The following is an 18,199-nucleotide window of genomic DNA, read 5'->3' as shown; positions in this document are numbered from 1 at the left end:
ATTCCCGGGACGGCCTCTGCTTTCTACGTGTTCCGACTGGTCGTCAGTTCACCGTGTAGCTGTACGGGATCGCCGCGAGCACCGCACCGGTGGTGTTCAGGGCGTTGTTGGCGGTGGCCACGCCGGTCGGGCCGGACACCAGGTACAGCACGCCCTTGACCGTGCTGCCCTTCGGGCCGGTCGGGGTGACCGTGACCTGGAGCGAGCCGGTGGCGCCGGGCGCGACGGTCACCGGGGTGGCGGCCGGGGCCGAGGCGTTCACCGAGGCGGCGTACGGGTCACCGGTGCTGGAGGCCAGCGCCGGGTCGAACGCCTGGGTGTGCGCGGTCGCCGTGATGGTGGAGGTGCCGGTCGGCGCGCCGCCGGTGCCGAACGGGCCGATCTGCTGCACGAAGGTGCCCCAGGTGCCCTGGACGATCGGCTGCTCGGCGGTGCCGTTGTCGGACACGACCGAGAGGGTCGAGCCGTTCTGGGCCTTCTTCAGGTCGCCGAACAGGTCCGGCGAGCCGGTGGTGGCGCTCAGCTCGATCTGCGCCGGCGTCGAGGACGCCGCCACGGCCTTGAGCTGGTCGGTGCCCGGCGGCACCAGGAAGGACGGCACCGAGGAGCTGAGGCTCAGCGGCAGGTTGACGGTCGCCGAGGTGCCCTGCGGCACCAGCGGCAGGTCGACCCGGCGGTCCAGACGGCCGTCGGCCGAGATGCTCTGGGTGGCGACGGTGTTGTTGGTGTAGTTCACCTGGACGGTGACCGGCTTGCCGGCCGCCAGCTTGGTGCGCGCGTCGTTCGGCAGACCGGCCGCGGTGGCCTGGTTCTGGTTGAACGCGACGGTGCCGTTGAAGTCCTGGGCGAGCTGCTGGCCGCTGATCGGGCCGAGCACGTTCAGGACGAACCGCCAGCGGCCCGCGGCCGGGTTGACGGTGGTGGCGGAGACGCCCGCGCCGGTGCCGGTCAGGTTGCCCTGGGCGTCGAAGGTGCCGTTGCCCTCGATGTCGATCGGGGTGCCGTTCGGGCTGATCAGCGCGCCCTGCATGAGCAGGTTGGAGTCCTTGCCGACGGTGACGCCGACCCGCAGGTCGTGCTGGCCCTTCGGGACGTCGAAGCCGTAGGTGAAGCTCTGCGTCGGCGAGGCGCTGCGGCCGTTGCCACCGGTGATGGAGCCGGTGAAGGTGCCCTTGCCCTGGTTGACCGGGACGAGGCTGCGCAGCGTGACCGGCACGCTGGTGGTGTTGCCGTTCGAGCTGGAGACGACGACGGCCTCGCTGGAGTCACCGCTGGTCGCCGGGGTGGTCAGCTGGACCTTGAGGGTCTTGGTCTGACCGGGCTGCAGCTCGGTGCTGCCCGGGCTCACGGCGCCGGCCGGCACCGCGCGCTGGGTGGCGGTGCCCAGCTGGACCGGGCCGGTGAAGCCGGCCTTGCCCGCCGGGGTGTAGAGGATCGCGGTCCACTCGCCGGCCACCGGGTGCGGGACGTCGACCAGGCCGAAGTTGGCCGGGGTGGCGCCGCCCTGCGGACGGGTGTTGGTCTCGAAGCGGCCCGACGGGTCGAGCAGCGTCATGCGGACCACCGGGCCGTTGGAGACCGGGTTGGGCGCGCCGTGCCAGGCGATCGACGCCGCGAGGCGGTCGGCGCCGGCCGGGACGGTGAACTTGACCTGCTTCTGCACCCAGTCCGCACCGTTGGTGGCGTACTTGAAGGTGTCCTTGGAGGCGGAGTCCAGCTGGACGGTCTGCTGGTTGCTCGCCTGCGGGACGAAGCTGCGGGTCGCGGCGCTCACCGTCTGCGGCTCGTCACTGGTGTTGGTGACGGACACGTCGGCGGTGTGGGCCGAGCCGGGGGTGCCGGCGATGTCGACCTGGCCGGTGTTGACCACGACGGTCTTGGCGCCGTCGGTGCCGTCCCCGTCGTCGTAGCCGCGGGCGGCCTCGACGGCGGCGCGGACGTTCAGCAGGCCGGCGCCCTGCTCCTCGGCGGGCACGCCGAGGTCGGTGGCGGTGCCGGTGAGGAACTTCTTCACCAGGGCCGGGGCCGGGGAGTCGCCGCCGTGGGTGTCGCGGTAGGCCTGGATGACCAGGGCCGCGGCGCCGGTGACGAACGGGGCGGCCTGGCTGGTGCCGCCGAAGGGCTGGATCGGCGACGGCTTGCCGTTGAAGCCCGTGCACTCGGTGTACTTGGTGACGTCGGGGGTGCAGAGCGCCCAGTCCGACTCACCCGGCGCGACCAGGTCGACCGTGCGGCCGGCCTGGGTGAAGCCGCCCGAGGACAGCGCGGAGATACGGCTGTTGTTCCAGGTCTTGTTGGAGAACTGGGAGGCCGCGTACCCGGTCTGCTGGTAGTTCTGGTTGTCGGTGGAGGCGCCGACCGCGATCACGAACGGGTCGGTGGCCGGGGTGCCGACGGTGCCGCTGATGCCGGCGTCACCGGAGGAGACGGCGACGGTGACACCGGCCTTGACGGCCTGCTCGTTGAAGAGCGAGATGGTGTCGTGCGCGCCGCTGTCCGGGGTGACGTTGCCGCCGAAGGACTCGTTCAGCACGTCCACGTGGGCGACCCGCACCGCGTAGTCGATCGACTGCAGGATCGACGAGTTGGACATCAGCTCGCCGCCGGCCTTCAGGGCGACCAGGTCGGCGTCCGGGGCGAGGCCGCGGATGCGGATGTTGCAGCCGGCCGGCAGCGGGTGCGAGGAGTTGACGAACTGCGAGACGTCGTAGGTCTGGCGGCCCTGGGCGATGACCGCCGAGGCGTCGCCGAAGGCCTCGGCCGCGCCGGTCGGCGCGTCCCAGCCGTCGCCCGCGAAGTCCTTGTAGTCGACCACGGCGTGCGAGCCGTCGGCCCGGATGAAGTCCGGGTTGTTCGGGTCGAGGCTGTCCGCGATGTAGGCGACCTTGACGCCCTTGCCGGTCGCCAGGTTCTCCACGCCGGGCTTGCCGTTGCCGGTGTAGGCCCGGGTCGAGTAGAGGCCCTCGGGCTCCAGCAGCGGCTTGGCCGGGTCGGAGGGGCAGACCGTGTTGGTCGCGTTCTCCTCGGCGCCCTGACCGTTGCTGCCCGAAACGGCCTGCGGCGCGGCAGCGGCCTTGGGCGCCTTCGCACCCGAGGCGGCTGCGGTCTCGGCGGCGTCCTTGGCCTTCTTGGCCAGGCCGGCCGCCGCCGGGGCGACCTGGACCTGGGTGTCCGCCACCACGGCGGAGACGGCCGGGTCCGCCAGCAGCTGCGCGTGCAGGGCGGGGCTGACCGTGGCCGAGAAGGCGTTGCCGACCACGAAGGTCTTGATGTTGCTGCCGCCGTTGGCCTTGACCTTGTTCAGCAGCGGCGCCTGGGAGTCGGCGGTCTTCTGCTGACGGGCGCCCAGGTGACCGTTGTCGGCCGGAGCATCCGCTATCTGGTCCTTCAGGATCACGATCACCGGCACCGGGGTCCCGTCCGCGGACGCCTGGGCGTTCTGCGGGTCCGGGGTCGGAGCTGCGCCGGCCGTGGTCCCCAAGCTGAGGACCATGGACGCGGCGGTGACCGTGACGGCAGCTGCGAGCTGGGTTTTGCGCCAGCCGATCATGGACATCCTTTCGTCTGATGAGACGTCAGGATGCACGGTCAGCGTACGCGAATCCGGTAAGGACGCGTGGTTGCTCGGACCGCGCGTCCCGACAGCGGTCGAATTCCAGCGCATCGGACACGACCACGACAAGGGGGGAAATCCCCATCAGAAAGTAAAAATGACCATCAGAAAGTAAAATTCACGGCAGAAATCGGGCCATGTCCGCCCCTTTTCCCCGATCAGCCCCGGTCGGAAGTGATCACTACCGCACCCGAAACGTCGGTGGCGAACTCTCGACAGTGGCGAAACACCGCCATCCGCCCCCTGCGCGCCGACGGCTGCCTACTTGTCGACACAGACACCTTTTCTTCCCCGCTCGCCCCGACCGAAACCGGGCCGGACCGGAACGCGGGTTCCGGCCCGACGCGGGTTCCGGCCCGACGCGGGGTCAGCGGCCGGCCGACCACTCCCGGGCGTCCGCCAGATCCTCGGCGGTGGGGGCGTCGTCCTGGGTCAGCCGGTGGCGCCAGTACCCGGTGAAGTCGACGGACGGCTTGGGCACCCCGCGCTCCTCCACCAGGTGGCGGCGCAGCGCCCGGACCGCGCCCGCCTCGCCGGCCAGCCAGGCGAACGGCACGCCGGTCGGCAGCTCGGCGGCCCGGACGGCCCCGGTCAGCACGGTGCCCGGGGCGGCGCCGTCCCGGTGCAGCAAGTGCACGTCGAGGCCGGCGGGGCCGTCCAGCGGCTGCCGCTCGGCCTCGTCCGCGACCTCCACGAACGCCAGTGCCCGCACCCCGTCCGGCAGCGCCCCGACCAGCGTCGCGAGCGCGGGCAGCGCCGACTCGTCCCCGGCCAGCAGCACCCAGTCGGCCGCCGCCGCGGCCTCGGCGAACGGGACCGGCGGGGCGTACAACGCGGAGGGGCCGACCATCCCGAGCCGGTCGCCCGGCGCGGCCCGCAGCGCCCAGGCGGCGGCCGGGCCGGTGTCGCCGTGCAGGACGAAGTCGATCTCGACCAGCCGGGTGCCGGGGCGACGGCGGCGCAGGGTGAAGCTGCGCAGCACGGGCCGCTCGGCCTCGGGGATCGCGAGGTAGGCCCGGTACCAGTCCATCGGGTCGTCCCGCCGCTCGGGCAGGACGGGCTCGGCCTGCCCGGGGCGGGGGAAGCAGAGCTTGAGCTGCTGGTCGGGGGCGGTGCCGACGGTGTCGGCCAGCTCCCGCGCCTCGAAGGTGATCCGGGCGGTGCGCGGAGTGATCCGGTGGACCTCGACCACCTCGGCGAGGGTGACGGGCAGTGTCATCGCGAATCCCCTTCGATTGATAACCTTACGGCATAAAGGATTGCCGTCCGAGGCGATACTTTACGCCATAAGGAGATGTCGGATGACCGTCTACGCCGGACAGGGCGACGCCCATCGCTCGCTCGCCCTGCTCTGGGGCGCGCCCGAGGAACCCCGCACCGGGCGCAGCGGCCCCAAACCGGGCCTGAGTGTGGACGCGATCGTGTCCGCCGGAATCGCGGTCGCCGACGCCGAGGGCATGGCCGCGCTCTCGATGCGCGCCGTGGGCGAACGGCTCGGCCGCACCGCGATGGCGCTCTACACGTACGTCCCGGGAAAGGCCGAACTGCTCGACCTGATGCACGACCGGGCCCTCGCCGAACTCCCCGCCGCGCTCCTCGCCGCCTCCCCCGCCACACCCCCCGCCGGAGCCCCCGCCACACCCCCCGCCGGGCCCCCCGCCGGATGCCCCGCCGGATGCCCCGCCGGCCGGCCGGCGGGGGACCCGCCCGCGGAGGACTGGCGCGCGGCCGTCACCGCCTGGGCCGAGGAGCTGTACGCCTGCTACCTGCGCCACCCCTGGGTGCTCCAGGTCTCACAGGCCCGCCCGGTGCTCGGCCCGGCCGAACTCGGCGCGATGGAGGCCCTGTTGCGGGCGCTGCGCCCGGCCGGTCTGGCACCCGGGCGGCTGCGCGGGGCGGTGGCCGCACTCTGGCAGTTCGTCCGCGGCGTGGCCGCCGCCACCGCCGACGCCCGGTCCGCGGCGGCCGCCACCGGCGTCGCGGACGAGGAGTGGTGGACCGCCCGGTCCGCCCAACTGGCCGTGCTGGCGCCGGACTTCGCCGAGCGGTTCGCCCTCCTCAGCGAGCTGCAGAGCGCCGGCGGCGGGCCCCCGGAGGACAGCAACCGGGAGGCCTTCGAGGCCGGCCTCGCCGTCCTCCTCGACGGCGTGGCGGCCGGCCGCTGACCCCGTCCGCCACCGCCGCCGAGCGCCCTCGCAGGGCTCGCACCGACCGCCCGGCGACCCGTCCGCCGGCGGTCGGCGGCCTTTCCAGCGAAAGTCGTCCCGCGTAAAGTCTTCCCCAAGAGCTCCCCTATCTGGCATGTTTCCTTCAATTTCCGGTGCACTCCCCCTCGCGCACCGGTCGAATCGGAGGACACGTGTCACCCCTGATACCCCGGCGGCTCGGCCGCCCGGCCGCCGCCCTCGCCGTTCTCTCGGCCCTGGCCCTCGCCACCCCCACCGCACTCGCCACCGCGGCCCCCACCACCACGACGCCCACCGTGACCGGCGCCGTCCCGGCACCCGCCGCCCCGGCCGCCGCGCAGGCGCCCGGCACCACCGGCAGCACCGTCGGCGGCACCGCCGCCTGGGCCGCCGGCACCCGCGCCTACCTGGTGATCAGCGCACCCGCCGACATCGCCGCCGCCAAGGCCGCCGTCGCCGCCAAGGGCGGTACCGTCTTCGCGAGTTACGACCCGATCGGCGTCATCGTCGCCCACTCCACCACGACCGGCTTCGCCGCCGCCCTGCGGACCGTCACCGGCATCCAGCAGGTGGGCGCGACCCGCACCTCCGACGTGCCGGCCGACGCCTACACCCCGGCCCTGCCCGCCAACCCCGCCCAGTCGCCCACCACGCTCACCGAGTCCAACCGCTGGGACATGACCCAGATCAAGGCCGACCAGGCCTGGAAGGTGACCACCGGCTCCCCGTCCGTCAAGGTCGGCGTGCTCGACACCGGCGTGGACGACCAGCACCAGGACCTCGCACCGAACTTCGACGCCGCCGACTCGGTCTCCTGCGCCTACGGCAAGCCGGACACCCGCACCGGCGCCTGGCGCGACGTGGACACCCACGGCACCCACGTCGCCGGGACCATCGCGGCAGCCAAGAACGGCAAGGGCGTCGTCGGCGTCGCGCCGGGCGTGAAGATCGCCTCGGTCCGGATCGCCGAGCCCACCAGCACCCTGTTCTACGCCGAGAACACCGTCTGCGGCTTCGTCTGGGCCGGCGACCACGGCTTCAAGGTGACCAACAACAGCTACTACACCGACCCGTGGCAGTTCAACTGCCCGAACGACCTCGACCAGGCCGCCATCATCGAGGGCGTCAAGCGCGCCCAGGAGTACGCCGAGGGCAAGGGCTCGCTCCAGGTCGCCGCGGCCGGCAACGCCAACTACGACCTCGCCCACAAGACCACCGACACCGAGAGCCCCAACGACTCCACCAAGGTCACCCGGACCATCACCAACGCCTGCCTCGACATCCCCACCGAACTGCCGGGCGTGGTGACCGTCGCCGCCACGGGCAGCGGCAGCGGCAAGGCCTCCTACTCCAACTACGGCCAGGGCGTCATCGACGTCGCGGCGCCCGGCGGTGACGGCGCGACCGGCGTCTACTCCACCCTGCCCGGCGGCACCTACGGGACCAAGAGCGGCACCTCGATGGCCTCCCCGCACGTCACCGGCGTGGCCGCACTGATCGCGAGCACCGACCCGACGCTCACCCCGGCCGACATCCGGGCCCGGCTCGCGAGCCAGGCCAACGACCTCGCCTGCCCCACCTCGGACAGCCGCTGCACCGGCACCACCGCCGTCAACGGCTTCTTCGGCGAGGGCCAGGTCGACGCCCTCAAGGCCGTCGGCGGCGCGACCCCGCCCACCGGGACCACCTTCGAGAACACCGCCGACGTGGCGATCCCCGACAACACCACGGTGGAGAGCCCGATCACCGTCTCCGGTGTCACCGGCAACGCGCCCGCGACGCTCAAGGTCGGCGTGACCATCAAGCACACCTACCGCGGTGACCTGGTCCTCTCCCTGGTCGCCCCCAACGGCACGGTGTACCTCCTGGAGGACTTCCCGAACAACGACAGCGCCGCCGACGTCGCCAAGACCTACACCGTCAACGCCTCGGCGAGCCCGGCGAACGGCACCTGGAAGCTCCGGGTGAAGGACGGCGCCTCCGGCGACACCGGCACCATCGACTCCTGGAACCTCACCTTCTGAACCTTCCGACCCCGCGGCCCCCGTGCTCCGCCCCGCCCGGCGGCGCACGGGGGTTCGCGCGGCGGCGCTAACCCCGCCGGGCGGCGGGGATCGCCAACAGGACGCCGAGCACCAGCAGCGTGGCGTACCCGGCGGTCTCGTGGCCGTCCGGCACCAGCAAGCGCACGAAGCCGAACAGCCGGAACCCGCCGATCCGGTCGGACAGCAGGCCGGTGGCGCCGCCGAGGATCAGCACGAAGCCGAGGTAGCCGAGCAGGGTCTTCATGCCCCGAGCCTAGGAAACCCGGCACCGTCCGGGCATCCGACTTTCGGCGCGAGCGGACACCACCAAAGTCGTCCGCCGGGCCTGCCGATCCGTCCACCGCCCTCCGGGCCCGCCCCGGTCGCGGGGCACCGGACGGAGCAGCAGGCACGGCGGCCCGGCGACGGCCCGGGTACGTTCGCGGTGTGCAGTCCATACGTGCGCGGCGGAAGCCTCAGCAGCAGTCACCGTACGTCACCAGGGTCGCGGCCGGCGCCGCCGCCTCGGCCCTGGTGCTCGCCGTCGGCGCCCCGGCGGCCCTCGGACAGGACGCCGCCGGCCCGGTCGGCGGGGAGCGGCTCGGCCGCCCGGCCGTCCAGGTCGCGCCACTGGCCGGGGCACCCGCGCTGCCCGCCGAACTCACCGGCCGCTCCTGGCTGGTCGCCGACGCCGCCACCGGCGAGGTGCTCGCCGCCCGGGACGCCCACCTGCCGCTGCCGCCGGCCAGCACCCTCAAGATGCTGTTCGCGGACACCGTGCTGCCCAAGTTCGACCGTTCCGTGGAGCACCGCGTCACCCCGGCCGAACTCGCCGAAGTCGGCGCCGGCAGCAGCCTGGTCGGCGTCAAGGAGGACCTGTCGTACCGGGTCGAGGACCTCTGGCGGGGCGTCTTCCTCAGCTCCGGCAACGACGCAGTCCACGTCCTCGCCCACATGAACGGCGGGATCCGGCAGACCGTCGCCGAGATGCAGGCCCGCGCCGGGACGCTCCAGGCCCGCGACACCAAGGTGGTCTCCCCCGACGGCTACGACATGGACGGGCAGGTCTCCTCCGCCTACGACCTCACCCTGTTCGCCCGCGCCGGCCTGCGCAACGCCGACTTCCGCTCCTACTGCGCCACCCGCACCGCCCGCTTCCCCGGCGGACTGGACAAACTCACCGGGCTGCGCGGCAGTTTCGACATCGCCAACACCGACCGGCTGCTCGGCAAGTACCCCGGCCTGATAGGCGTCAAGAACGGCTACACCACCAACGCGGGCGCCACCTTCACCGGCGCCGCCGAGCGGGACGGCCGCACCCTGCTGGTGACGGTGATGCACCCCGAGGCGCAGGGCAAGGTCTACGACGAGGCCGCCGCCCTGCTCGACTGGGGCTTCTCGGCCGCCGGGAAGGTCCAGCCCGTCGGGCAGTTGGCCGAGGACACCGCCGCCACCACCCCGGGCGCCCCGGGCGCCCCCGGCACCCCCGCACCCGCCGCCTCGGCCCCGGAGGCCGCGGCCGCCACCCCGCTCCAGCCGTGGACCCGGCCCCCGCTCAGCAGCGGCGACGACCCCGGCCTCGCGCCCGCCGTCTGGACGGCCGCCGTCCTCGGCACCGCGCTCGCCGCCTGGGGCACCGCCCGCACCGCCGCCCGCCGCCGGGCCGCGCCCGCGGCCTCCCCCGCCACCGCCCCGGGCCCGGTCCGCCCGGCGCTCCCGGCGCACGGCGGTGGCGGCTCGACCGCGGTGGGCGGCGCCACCGGCATCGGCGGCCGGGGCCGGCACGGCCTCACCCGCCGCGCCCGCGCCCTGGCCCGCACCGCCCGCGCCCGCCGGACCCGCTGAACGCCGCACCGACCCGTGGGCCGGTCCGCGCCCGTACGACCTCTAGACTTCCGGCCATGACCACGCCCGACCCCTCCGCCGCGGACCGGCTCGCCCGGATCGTCCGGCTCTCCTCCGGGAGCTACCTGCTCGTCACCACGTACAAGAAGGACGGCAGCACCGTGCCGACTCCGGTGTGGGTGGTCCGGGACGGGGAGGCGCTCGGCGTCTGGACGGTCGCGGACTCCTGGAAGGTCAAGCGGATCCGCAACCGCGCCGACGTGCTGGTCGGCCCGTGCGACGTCAAGGGCCGCCCGACCGGGGAGCAGTACCCGGCCACCGCCGAGATCCTCGGCCCCGAAGGCACCGCCGCCTACCGCACGCTGCTGCGCCAGAAGTACGGCCTGCTCGGTGTGCTCACCCTCCTCGGCAGCCGCCTGCGGCGCGGCGAGCGCGGCACCCTCGGCATCCGGATCACCCTGGCCGACTGACGCCGCACCGGGCGGCCGGAGGCCGGGACAGCGCCGGGACAGCACCCGGACAGCGCCGGGGCCGTGGCAGGCTTGGCGGTCATGGGAGAGAACGAGGCCGTGCCTGCGCTGCTGGTGGTGGACGGGGCGAATGTGGTCGGGTCGGTGCCCGACGGCTGGTGGCGGGACCGGCGGGGCGCCGCCGAGCGGCTGCGGGACACGCTGGTCGCCGTCGCCGGACGGGGGCTGCCGGACCGTCCGGGACCGCTGGAGGTGGTCCTGGTGCTGGAGGGCGCGGCCCGGGGCGTCGCCGGACTGCCCGAGGTCCGGGTGGTGGACGCGAGCGGCAGCGGGGACGACCGGATCGTCGAGCTGGTCCGGGCCGCCCGCGCCGAACACCCCGGGCGGGACCTCCTGGTCGTCACCGCCGACCGGGAACTGCGCGCCCGTGTCGCCGAGTCGGGTGCCGCGGTGGCCGGGCCCCGCAGCGTGCGGCCCTGACCGCTCCTCGACCCGTCCCCGGCCGCGCACCGGTCGGTCCCAGGATCAGTCCCAGGGTCAGTCCCGGGGTCAGTCCCAGGATCGGTCCCGGGGTCAGTCCCCGGGCCGGGCCGCGTCGTGGCCGCGCTCCAGCAGCGGGATGAGCGTGAAGGCCGCGTCGCTGAGCCCGCCGAAGGTGTGGCGGTGCGGGCCGGGGGCGGTGTGGCCGGTCGCGTAGCCGGCCAGGTTCCAGGTGTAGACCGGGACGTCCTCGGGGACGGGCTCGAAGACGTCGTGCGGCGTCCAGTGGGTCTGCTCGTCGGTCACCACGACCACGCGGTCGTGCTCCCGGTAGTGCCGCTTGACCGCGGCGGCCGTGAAGGTGCCGCCCAGGTTGCGGAAGCGCCGCAGCGTGTCCAGCACCGACCGCTCCGGTACGACCACCCGGCTGTCGCTGCCGAACTGGACCAGGTCGGCGTGCTCGGCGCGGACGGCGAGCGCGGTGCCGAAGACGGCCGCCGTGTCCGCCCGGTTGAGCCGGGTCCGGGCCGACGGCTGGTCGAACATCGAGAGCGAGCGGTCCACCAGCACCAGGGTGCGGCCGGGCAGCACGGGCACCGCGGCCAGCGAGTGGCCGAGCGCGGCCTCCAGCGGCCCGGCCCAACGCGGCTCGCGCACGGCGCGGTGGGCGGCCAGGAAGCGGAACGGGAACTGCCGGGAGCGCCGGACCTCCTCCGGGTCGGAGATCCGGGCGGCCACCTCCGCCGCCGCCCGCTCGGAGATCCCCGCCTCGTCGAAGTTGCGCAGGTTGCGCACCAGCGCCATCGGCCCCATCACAGGGATGACGGCCTCCCAGGCGGCGGCGTCCAGCGGGCCCTGGAGCCAGCCGGCCAAGGCCTCCCAGGTCATCCCCGCCTCGGCGAGGCGCTCCGCGCCGCCGGGCTCGGTGACCAGTGCGCGGCGCCGGTCCGGCGGGACGGCGAGCAGCGCGTGGTGGGCGGTCAGCAGCGGCTCGTCGGCGGGCGGCCGGGCGCTCTCCGGGTGGTGGCGGCGGTCCAGGGCGTACCGGAACAGCGCGCCCTGCCAGGGCTTGGCCGGATCGGGCACGGGGTGGGTGAGCTCCAGGACGTCGCCGAAGCGGACGGTGTGCGAGGGGGTGTCGTACTTCAGCAGGGCGCGGCCGGTGTAGAGGCGGCGGACGGCGTCGCCGATCCCCCGGCGCAGCGGCTGGGGCAGCCGACGGCCGTACCGGGTGATCCAGTAGTCCAGCAACTCGCCCGGCTCGTCCGGCCGTCGGAGCACCGCGTCGACGGCCTGCCGGGAGAACCCGGCGGCCCCGGCCGTCGCCCGGGCGTGCACGAACTCGGCGGCCCCGACGACGGCGGCGGTACGGATGCGGCCCTCGTCGCGCAGCCGGCGCAGCAGGTCGAGGGTCCACTGCGGGTCGCTCAGGGCCTGCTCGCGGACCAGCCGCCGGTAGCGGTCGTCACGCTCGACGGCCCCCTCGTAGAAGCTGTCCTGCCCGTACAGGTGGGAGACCGCCAGGAGGAACAGCTCCTCCTTCGGCTCCCGGACGTACCCGGTTCCGCCCTGGTGGTTGCGGACCGCCCCGCCGGGGTCGACCGCCGGGCGCGACCTGGTCGGAGGCGGTGGCAGCCGCAGGTGCTCGACCTTCGGAACCGGCCACCGGCCGTCGGTGGCGAGCGGGGAGGACACCCCTCGCCTGGCGAGTCCCGGCAGTTCTCGCTGGATCTCGGCCCTGGTGTCGGCCTTGGTCCGTTGGCGGTTGAACCGGGTCATGCAGAGGTCCCCCCTGGTGGGTGGTCGGGCCGGATGGTCAGGCCGGATGGTCGGGCCGAGTGGTCAGGCGGGCGGGAAGGCCGGGGCCGGGTGCGGCGGCGAGGGAGCGGAACAGGCGAGGAACGGGCGCGGAAAGGGCACGGACGCGCGCGGAGGCGGCGCCTCCCGGGATCGGAGTGGCACCGGGGGCACTTGTTTTTCGTCAGGAAGTAACCGGGGCCGGGCGCATCGGGAGGCGCCGTCCCGGACGCTACCCGAGGGGGCCGCGAGCCGTCATCCGATTATTCGGCCCACCCGTGGAACGTGCCGCCGATGGCCCGGCGGAGGCCCCGGCGGAGGCTTTTCGGAACGTACGGGAACCGATCGCGCGGCCCGTCCGACTGCTGGGGGGTGAGTACGAAGTCGCCGGGTGTCCGGCCGTCGAGTGTGCTGGCGGGGTTCGCCCTGCTGCTGGTGGTGGTGTTCGTGGTGGCCTACGGGGTGGGGAGGCAGGTCGGGCCGGTGGCGCCCGGGCTGCGGCCGAGCAGCGGGGGCGGGTCCTCGCCCGGAATGGGCGGGCACGACATGGGCGGGATGCGGTGAGCGCCGTCGCGGGGGCCGGCGCCGGGGCGCTGGTGGCCACCGACCTGGCGGTCGGCGGGATGACCTGCGCGGCGTGCGTGGGCCGGGTGGAGAAGCGGCTGGCCCGGATCGACGGGGTGTCGGCCGGGGTGAACCTGGCGACCGGCCGGGCCCGGGTGCTGCATCCGGCCGAGGTGCCGGTCGCGGAGCTCGTGGCGGCCGTCGAACGGGCGGGCTACACCGCCGGGCCGGTGCCCGCCGGCGCGCCCGTCGGGGTGGCCGAGGAGGAGCCGGACGAGCGCCGGCGGCTGCTGGTCACCGCCCTGCTGGCCGTCCCGGTGCTGGTCCTGTCCATGGTGCCCTCCTTGCAGTTCACCGCCTGGCAGTGGGTCTGCTTCGCGCTCGCCGTCCCGGTGGTGACCTGGGGGTCGGCGCCCTTCCACCGTCGGGCCTGGCAGGGGCTGCGGCACGCGGCGGCGACCATGGACACCCTGGTGAGCCTGGGTGTGGTGGCCTCCTTCTGCTGGTCGGCGTACGCGCTGGTACTCGGCGGGGCCGGGGACCCGGGCATGCGGATGCCGTTCTCGCTGACCGCCGACGGCGGCGGCGCGGCGCACGTGTACCTGGAGGCGGCGGTCGGGGTGCCGCTGTTCGTGCTGGCCGGGCGGCTGCTGGAGGGCCGGGTGCGCCGGCGCAGCGGGTCCGCGCTGCGGGCGCTGGCCGAGCTGGGCGCCAAGCGGGTGTGCCTGCGCGGCGCGGACGGCGAGGAGCGCCTGGTGCCGATCGAACTGCTGCTGCCCGGGCAGGAGTTCGTGGTGCGCCCGGGCGAGCGGGTGGCCACCGACGGGGTGGTGGTCGAGGGCGGTTCGGCGCTCGACCTGAGCCTGCTGACCGGGGAGAGCGTGCCGGTCGAGGTCGGCCCCGGGGACCGCGTGGCGGGCGCCACGGTGAACGTCGGCGGCGCCCTGGTGGTGCGGGCCACGGCCGTCGGCGCGGACACCCAACTCGCCCGGATCACCGCCCTGGTGGCGGACGCCCAGGCCGGCAAGGCCCGGGCGCAGCGGCTGGCCGACGCGGTGGCCGGGGTGTTCGTGCCCTGTGTGCTGACGGTCGCGGCCGCGGTGCTGGGCTTCTGGCTGGGCGCGGGCGCGGCCCCGCAGGCGGCGGTGACGGCGGCCGTCGCGGTGCTGGTGGTGGCCTGCCCGTGCGCGCTCGGACTGGCCACACCGACGGCGCTGCTGGCGGCGACCGGACGGGGCGCGGAGCTGGGTGTGCTGGTGCGCGGCCCGGAGGTGCTGGAGAGCCTGCGCCGGGTGGACACCGTGGTGATGGACAAGACCGGGACGCTGACCACCGGCCGGATGGAGCTGGCGGCGGTGACCACGGCCGACGGTGTCACGGCGGAGGAGGTCCTGCGGCTCGCGGGCGCGGTCGAGCACCGGTCCGAGCACCCGATCGGCCGGGCCGTCGCGGCGGCGGCCCGGGAGCGCTGCGGCGCCCTGCCGCCGGTGGACGGCTTCGCGGCCGCCACCGGGCTCGGAGTGTCCGGCACGGTCGACGGCCGGGCAGTCCGGGCCGTCCGCCCGGACGGCGCCACGCTGCCCCCGGCCCTGGCCGAGGCGGTGGCGGCGGCCGGGGAGGCGGGCCGGACAGCCGTCCTGGTGGAACTCGACGGGTGCCCGGCGGCCGTCCTGGCGGTCGGCGACACGCTGCGCTCGGGCAGTTGGCGCGCCCTGCACCGGCTGCGCGGAATGGGCCTGGAGACCGTCCTGCTGACCGGCGACGGCCCCGGCGCGGCCCGGGCCGTGGCCGCCGAGCTGGGCATCGAGCAGGTGCACGCGGGCGCCTCGCCCGAGCGCAAGGCCGAGGTGGTGGCCGAACTGCGCGCGGCCGGGCGGACGGTGGCGGTGGTCGGCGACGGCGTCAACGACGCGGTGGCACTGGCCTCGGCGGACCTCGGGGTGGCACTGGCCTCGGGCAGCGACGCCGCGATCGGCGCGGCCGGGCTGACCCTGGTGCGCGGCGACATCGAGGCGGTGGTGGACGCCGTCCGGCTGGCGCGGCAGACCCTCGCGACGATCCGAGCCAACCTGCTGTGGGCCTTCGGCTACAACCTGGTGCTGATCCCGCTGGCGGCCGTGGGGCTGCTCAACCCGATGCTGGCGGCAGTCGCGATGTCGCTCAGCTCGGTGCTCGTGGTGGGCAACAGCCTGCGGCTGCGTACCTGGGAACCGGGGCGCGGCGGCGCGGCGAAGCGGACCGGAGGCGCGGGCCGTCCGGGCCCTGCGGGCCGGACTGGCGCTGCGGGCCGAACCGGTTCCGCGGGCCGGACGGGGGCTCGGCGGTGAGCGGGGCGATACGGCCGTGGGCGGCGCTGCGCCCCGCGACGGCCCGGTGGAGGGCGGTCGGCCCGCCGGTCGGCGCGGCGGCGCTGGCGCTGGTCCTGCTGACCGGGTGGACGGCGTTCGGCGGGGCGGGCCGGACCCGGCCGGTGGAGGCCGGGCCTGGCTGGGTGCTGCTGCCGACGGCGGGGGCGGCCACGGCCACGGCGGCCTTCTTCACGGTCCGCAACCCGGGCGACGTCCCGGACGAACTGACCGGCGTCAGCTGGGAGTTCGGCGGACCGATCACCATGAAGCGGCACCTCCACCAGGGCGCGGCGGGCCGCTGGGAGCCGGTCACGGCCCTGCCCGTGCCCGGTCGCGGCGAACTGGCGATGTCCCCGGAGGACGCGGACCTGATGATCGCCGACCCGCCGCCGCTGAAGGCCGGCCAGTGGGTGGAGTTCACCCTCGCCTTCCGGCACAGCCCCGAACTCCGGCTCAGGGCACAGGTGCTGGCCCCGGCCGACCGGCCGCGCCGGACGGACGGCACGGCACCGTCCTGAGGCTCGGGCCTCCGACCGTCCTGAGGCTCACAGCCCGACCGTCCTGGGGCTCAGGCCCCGACCGTCCCGAGGCTCAGGCCCCGACCGTCCCGAGGCTCAGGCCCCCGCCGCTCCGTCGAGCGTCTCCGTGACCGGGCGGCGGGGTGTGGCCGCGCCGGGCGGGCCGTAGCCGACCCGCAGCACCAGCTGGACGTGGCCGGGCCCGTCGGCCGGGTCGCGCAGCGCCCAGCGGGTGTCGGGCCATTCGACGGCCTGGTGCCAGACCGTCAGCCGGACGCCGTGCACGGTGGCCAGCAGCCAGATCCTCTGCAGCGCCTGGCCGGTGCGCAGCCAGTCCAGCGGGCCGTCGCCGGGGGTCGTCAGGGTGCACAGCTGCGGCAGCGCCTCGAAGCGGCGCGAGGGCCGCGCGGGCCCGTGCGGCGGCCGGCCGCCGAACTCGCGCATCGGCACCCGGGCGTCGTGGTCCTGCGAGCCGAGCGCGGCCGTCGGGATGCCGTCGCCCGCCTCCCCGTCGCCTTCCCCGCCGTCCGGCCGCAGCCAGGCCCGGGACTCGGCGGTGCGGGCCGGGTCGGCGGCGGTGCGGCGCTCGGCCTCGGCGGTGAGCGCCAGCACCCGCCGGACGCCGTCCTCCTCCAGCGCCGCCAGGGCAACGCCCTCCTCCCGGGCGGCGGCCATCAGCTCGCCGAGCACGGCCTCGGGCACGTCGCGCTGGGTGAAGGGCTCGCGGCTGGAGTGCCGGGCGGCGATGGCGGGGTAGAGGTCGCGGCCGAAGGGGGTGCGCCCGAGGGCGGGGCCGGAGAGGTCGAGCACGGCAAGCAGGCCGGGCTCGGCGGCGTCCGGGAGGAGCCGGAGCACCGGTTCGCGGCCGAGCCGCCCGGCGGCCACCCGCAGGTTGAACACGGCCGCGCCGACCGCGATGTGCCGTGCGGCCCCGACCGGGTCGGCCAGTGGCACGGCGCGTCCGGGGTCGGTGCGGACGGTGAGCCCGTGGCCGTCCGGGGTCGGCGCGAAGCGCCAGGGCTGGCTGTTGTGCAGCGACGGCGCCGCGCCGCCGGCGGCGGCGAGCAGTCGCAGTTCCGCCGGGGCGAGCGCCGGGGCCGGTCCTGCGGTCGGTACCGGGGCCGGAGCCGGGGTAGGTGCCGGGGTGCGCGTCATGACGATCCACTCCTTCGGCCGGAGGGGCGGCCCACTGCTCGGCCGCGTGGTCCCCACTACTTCCGAGCGTGCGCGCAGGCCCCGGCGGGCGACAGTGCCATAGGGCCCGTCGCCCGCCGGGGCCTTGGTCACCTCAGCCGTGCGGGACGACCGCGACCGGCGCCTCGGCGTGGTGCAGCACCGCGTGCGCGATCCGGCCGAGCCGGGGGCCGAACTCCACCGGGCGGCGGCGCCGGCCGACGACGACCAGCCCGGCCCCGGCCGAGACCTCGACCAGTCCGCGGGCGGCGCCCAGCCGGATGTCCTCGACCACCGGGACGCCCGGGTACTGCTCGCGCGGCCCCGCCAGGGCGAGCGAGAGGAGCTTGGCCTCCAGCGCCTCCAGCTGGGCGATCTCGGCCGCCGGGACGGCCCCGCCCGCGTACCCGAACACCGGCGGCAGGTCCCAGCCGTGCACCGCCCGGACCCGGGCGCCGCGCAGGGCGGCCTCGTGGAAGGCGAAGGCGAGCACCTCGTCCTCCGGGGCGTGCGCGTCGACACCGACCACCACCTCGGCGGCCCCGTCCCCGCCCTCGCCGTCCTCGCGGACCACGACGACCGGCACCCCGGCACGCCCGGCGACCGACATGCTGACCGAGCCGAGCAGCAGGCCGGTGAAGCCGCCGCGACCGCGTGAGCCGAGCACCAGCAGCTCCGCGTCCGCGGCGGCGGCCACCAGACCGTCGACCGGCGCGTCCAGCACCGCGTCGGTCCGCACGGCCAGCTCCGGGTGCCGCCCGGCGATGTCCTCGGCCGCCGCGGCCAGGGTGCGCCGGACGGCCTCGGGCAGGTCGTCGGGCTCGGCGAACGCGGACACCCCGTCGGTCAACCACGGCCAGGCGTGCACCAGGCGCAGCGAGGCGCCCCGGCGCACCGCCTCCTCGGCGGCCCAGTGGGCGGCGGCGGTGCTCTGCGGCGAGCCGTCCACCCCGGCCAGCACGGTCGGCGTCTGCTCGTTTCGCTCGGTCATGAGCGTTCCTCCACGGTGTCGGCACTCGGCGGCGGGCGCTGGCGGCGGTGCGTGCTGACGCCCCGTCCGCTCCTCCCCCACCCTGGCAGCCGGGTGCGGCCCGGCGACAGAGGCCGCAGGGCCCTCGGCGACGGGACGAAAGGCCCGCCCGCCGGAGCCTACGGCCGACCCCGGCGTACGGGCCGCCGAC

The 18,199-nt window shown here is 75.4% G+C and carries 15 protein-coding genes; 9 read left to right on the top strand and 6 right to left on the bottom strand.

What is annotated here, in order from left to right:
- Positions 1-43: 43 nt before the first annotated feature.
- Positions 44-3,481 (bottom strand): S8 family serine peptidase, encoded by a 3,438-nt coding sequence (locus ACFQ6N_RS12310; RefSeq protein ID WP_380648749.1) that lies wholly within the window; start codon positions 3,479-3,481, stop codon positions 44-46.
- 10 nt (positions 3,482-3,491) lie between these two features.
- Between ACFQ6N_RS12310 and ACFQ6N_RS12305 the strand changes: the two genes are divergently transcribed.
- Positions 3,492-3,728: a hypothetical protein gene (locus tag ACFQ6N_RS12305; RefSeq protein WP_380648748.1), complete on the top strand. Its 237-nt coding sequence runs from the start codon at positions 3,492-3,494 to the stop codon at positions 3,726-3,728.
- 252 nt (positions 3,729-3,980) lie between these two features.
- Here ACFQ6N_RS12305 and ACFQ6N_RS12300 read toward each other — a convergent pair whose 3' ends face one another.
- Positions 3,981-4,832, bottom strand: a complete 852-nt coding sequence (locus ACFQ6N_RS12300) for a siderophore-interacting protein (protein ID WP_380648747.1) — start codon at positions 4,830-4,832, stop codon at positions 3,981-3,983.
- An 82-nt stretch (positions 4,833-4,914) separates the two neighbouring features.
- Between ACFQ6N_RS12300 and ACFQ6N_RS12295 the strand changes: the two genes are divergently transcribed.
- Complete coding sequence (locus ACFQ6N_RS12295) at positions 4,915-5,778, top strand: TetR/AcrR family transcriptional regulator C-terminal domain-containing protein (RefSeq protein WP_380648746.1); 864 nt, start codon at positions 4,915-4,917, stop codon at positions 5,776-5,778.
- Positions 5,779-5,972: 194 nt separating this feature from the next.
- Positions 5,973-7,823 (top strand): S8 family serine peptidase, encoded by a 1,851-nt coding sequence (locus ACFQ6N_RS12290; protein WP_380648745.1) that lies wholly within the window; start codon positions 5,973-5,975, stop codon positions 7,821-7,823.
- Between the two features lie 67 nt (positions 7,824-7,890).
- On the opposite strand, the gene ACFQ6N_RS12285 is transcribed toward ACFQ6N_RS12290, so the two are convergent.
- Positions 7,891-8,088, bottom strand: a complete 198-nt coding sequence (locus tag ACFQ6N_RS12285) for a hypothetical protein (RefSeq protein WP_380648743.1) — start codon at positions 8,086-8,088, stop codon at positions 7,891-7,893.
- A gap of 182 nt (positions 8,089-8,270) precedes the next feature.
- On the opposite strand from ACFQ6N_RS12285, the gene ACFQ6N_RS12280 reads away from it, so the two are divergent.
- The 3 genes from ACFQ6N_RS12280 (at position 8,271) to ACFQ6N_RS12270 (ending at position 10,618) form a co-directional block, all read left to right on the top strand.
- Positions 8,271-9,668, top strand: a complete 1,398-nt coding sequence (locus ACFQ6N_RS12280) for a D-alanyl-D-alanine carboxypeptidase family protein (RefSeq protein ID WP_380648742.1) — start codon at positions 8,271-8,273, stop codon at positions 9,666-9,668.
- 56 nt (positions 9,669-9,724) lie between these two features.
- Positions 9,725-10,138, top strand: coding sequence for a PPOX class F420-dependent oxidoreductase (locus ACFQ6N_RS12275; protein ID WP_380648740.1), 414 nt, complete (start codon positions 9,725-9,727; stop codon positions 10,136-10,138).
- Between the two features lie 81 nt (positions 10,139-10,219).
- The gene (locus ACFQ6N_RS12270; protein ID WP_380648739.1) at positions 10,220-10,618 is read left to right on the top strand and encodes an NTP pyrophosphohydrolase; all 399 of its coding nucleotides are present in this window, start codon (positions 10,220-10,222) and stop codon (positions 10,616-10,618) included.
- A gap of 93 nt (positions 10,619-10,711) precedes the next feature.
- Here ACFQ6N_RS12270 and ACFQ6N_RS12265 read toward each other — a convergent pair whose 3' ends face one another.
- The gene (locus tag ACFQ6N_RS12265; RefSeq protein ID WP_380648738.1) at positions 10,712-12,397 is read right to left on the bottom strand and encodes a TROVE domain-containing protein; all 1,686 of its coding nucleotides are present in this window, start codon (positions 12,395-12,397) and stop codon (positions 10,712-10,714) included.
- A 390-nt stretch (positions 12,398-12,787) separates the two neighbouring features.
- Between ACFQ6N_RS12265 and ACFQ6N_RS12260 the strand changes: the two genes are divergently transcribed.
- Genes ACFQ6N_RS12260 through ACFQ6N_RS12250 form a run of 3 tightly spaced genes read left to right on the top strand, consistent with a single transcriptional unit; the run spans position 12,788 to position 15,845 of the window.
- A complete protein-coding gene (locus tag ACFQ6N_RS12260; protein WP_380648737.1) occupies positions 12,788-12,979 on the top strand; it encodes a hypothetical protein in 192 nt (63 codons plus the stop codon).
- Positions 12,976-15,306 (top strand): heavy metal translocating P-type ATPase, encoded by a 2,331-nt coding sequence (locus tag ACFQ6N_RS12255; protein WP_380648736.1) that lies wholly within the window; start codon positions 12,976-12,978, stop codon positions 15,304-15,306. Before ACFQ6N_RS12260 ends, ACFQ6N_RS12255 begins: the two co-directional genes overlap by 4 nt.
- A complete protein-coding gene (locus ACFQ6N_RS12250) occupies positions 15,303-15,845 on the top strand; it encodes a copper chaperone PCu(A)C (RefSeq protein ID WP_380648735.1) in 543 nt (180 codons plus the stop codon). The genes ACFQ6N_RS12255 and ACFQ6N_RS12250 overlap by 4 nt, the downstream gene beginning before the upstream one ends.
- 96 nt (positions 15,846-15,941) lie before the next feature.
- Here ACFQ6N_RS12250 and ACFQ6N_RS12245 read toward each other — a convergent pair whose 3' ends face one another.
- Both ACFQ6N_RS12245 and ACFQ6N_RS12240 read right to left on the bottom strand, forming a co-directional pair.
- Positions 15,942-17,000, bottom strand: coding sequence for an Acg family FMN-binding oxidoreductase (locus ACFQ6N_RS12245; RefSeq protein ID WP_380648734.1), 1,059 nt, complete (start codon positions 16,998-17,000; stop codon positions 15,942-15,944).
- Between the two features lie 133 nt (positions 17,001-17,133).
- Positions 17,134-18,009 (bottom strand): universal stress protein, encoded by an 876-nt coding sequence (locus ACFQ6N_RS12240; RefSeq protein WP_380648733.1) that lies wholly within the window; start codon positions 18,007-18,009, stop codon positions 17,134-17,136.
- Positions 18,010-18,199 lie beyond the last annotated feature (190 nt).

It is taken from the genome of Kitasatospora sp. NPDC056446, assembly GCF_042796115.1.
Lineage (GTDB): Bacteria > Actinomycetota > Actinomycetes > Streptomycetales > Streptomycetaceae > Kitasatospora.
The sequence above is the reverse complement of the archived record's forward strand: the minus strand, read 5'-3'. Positions and strand labels throughout refer to the sequence as shown.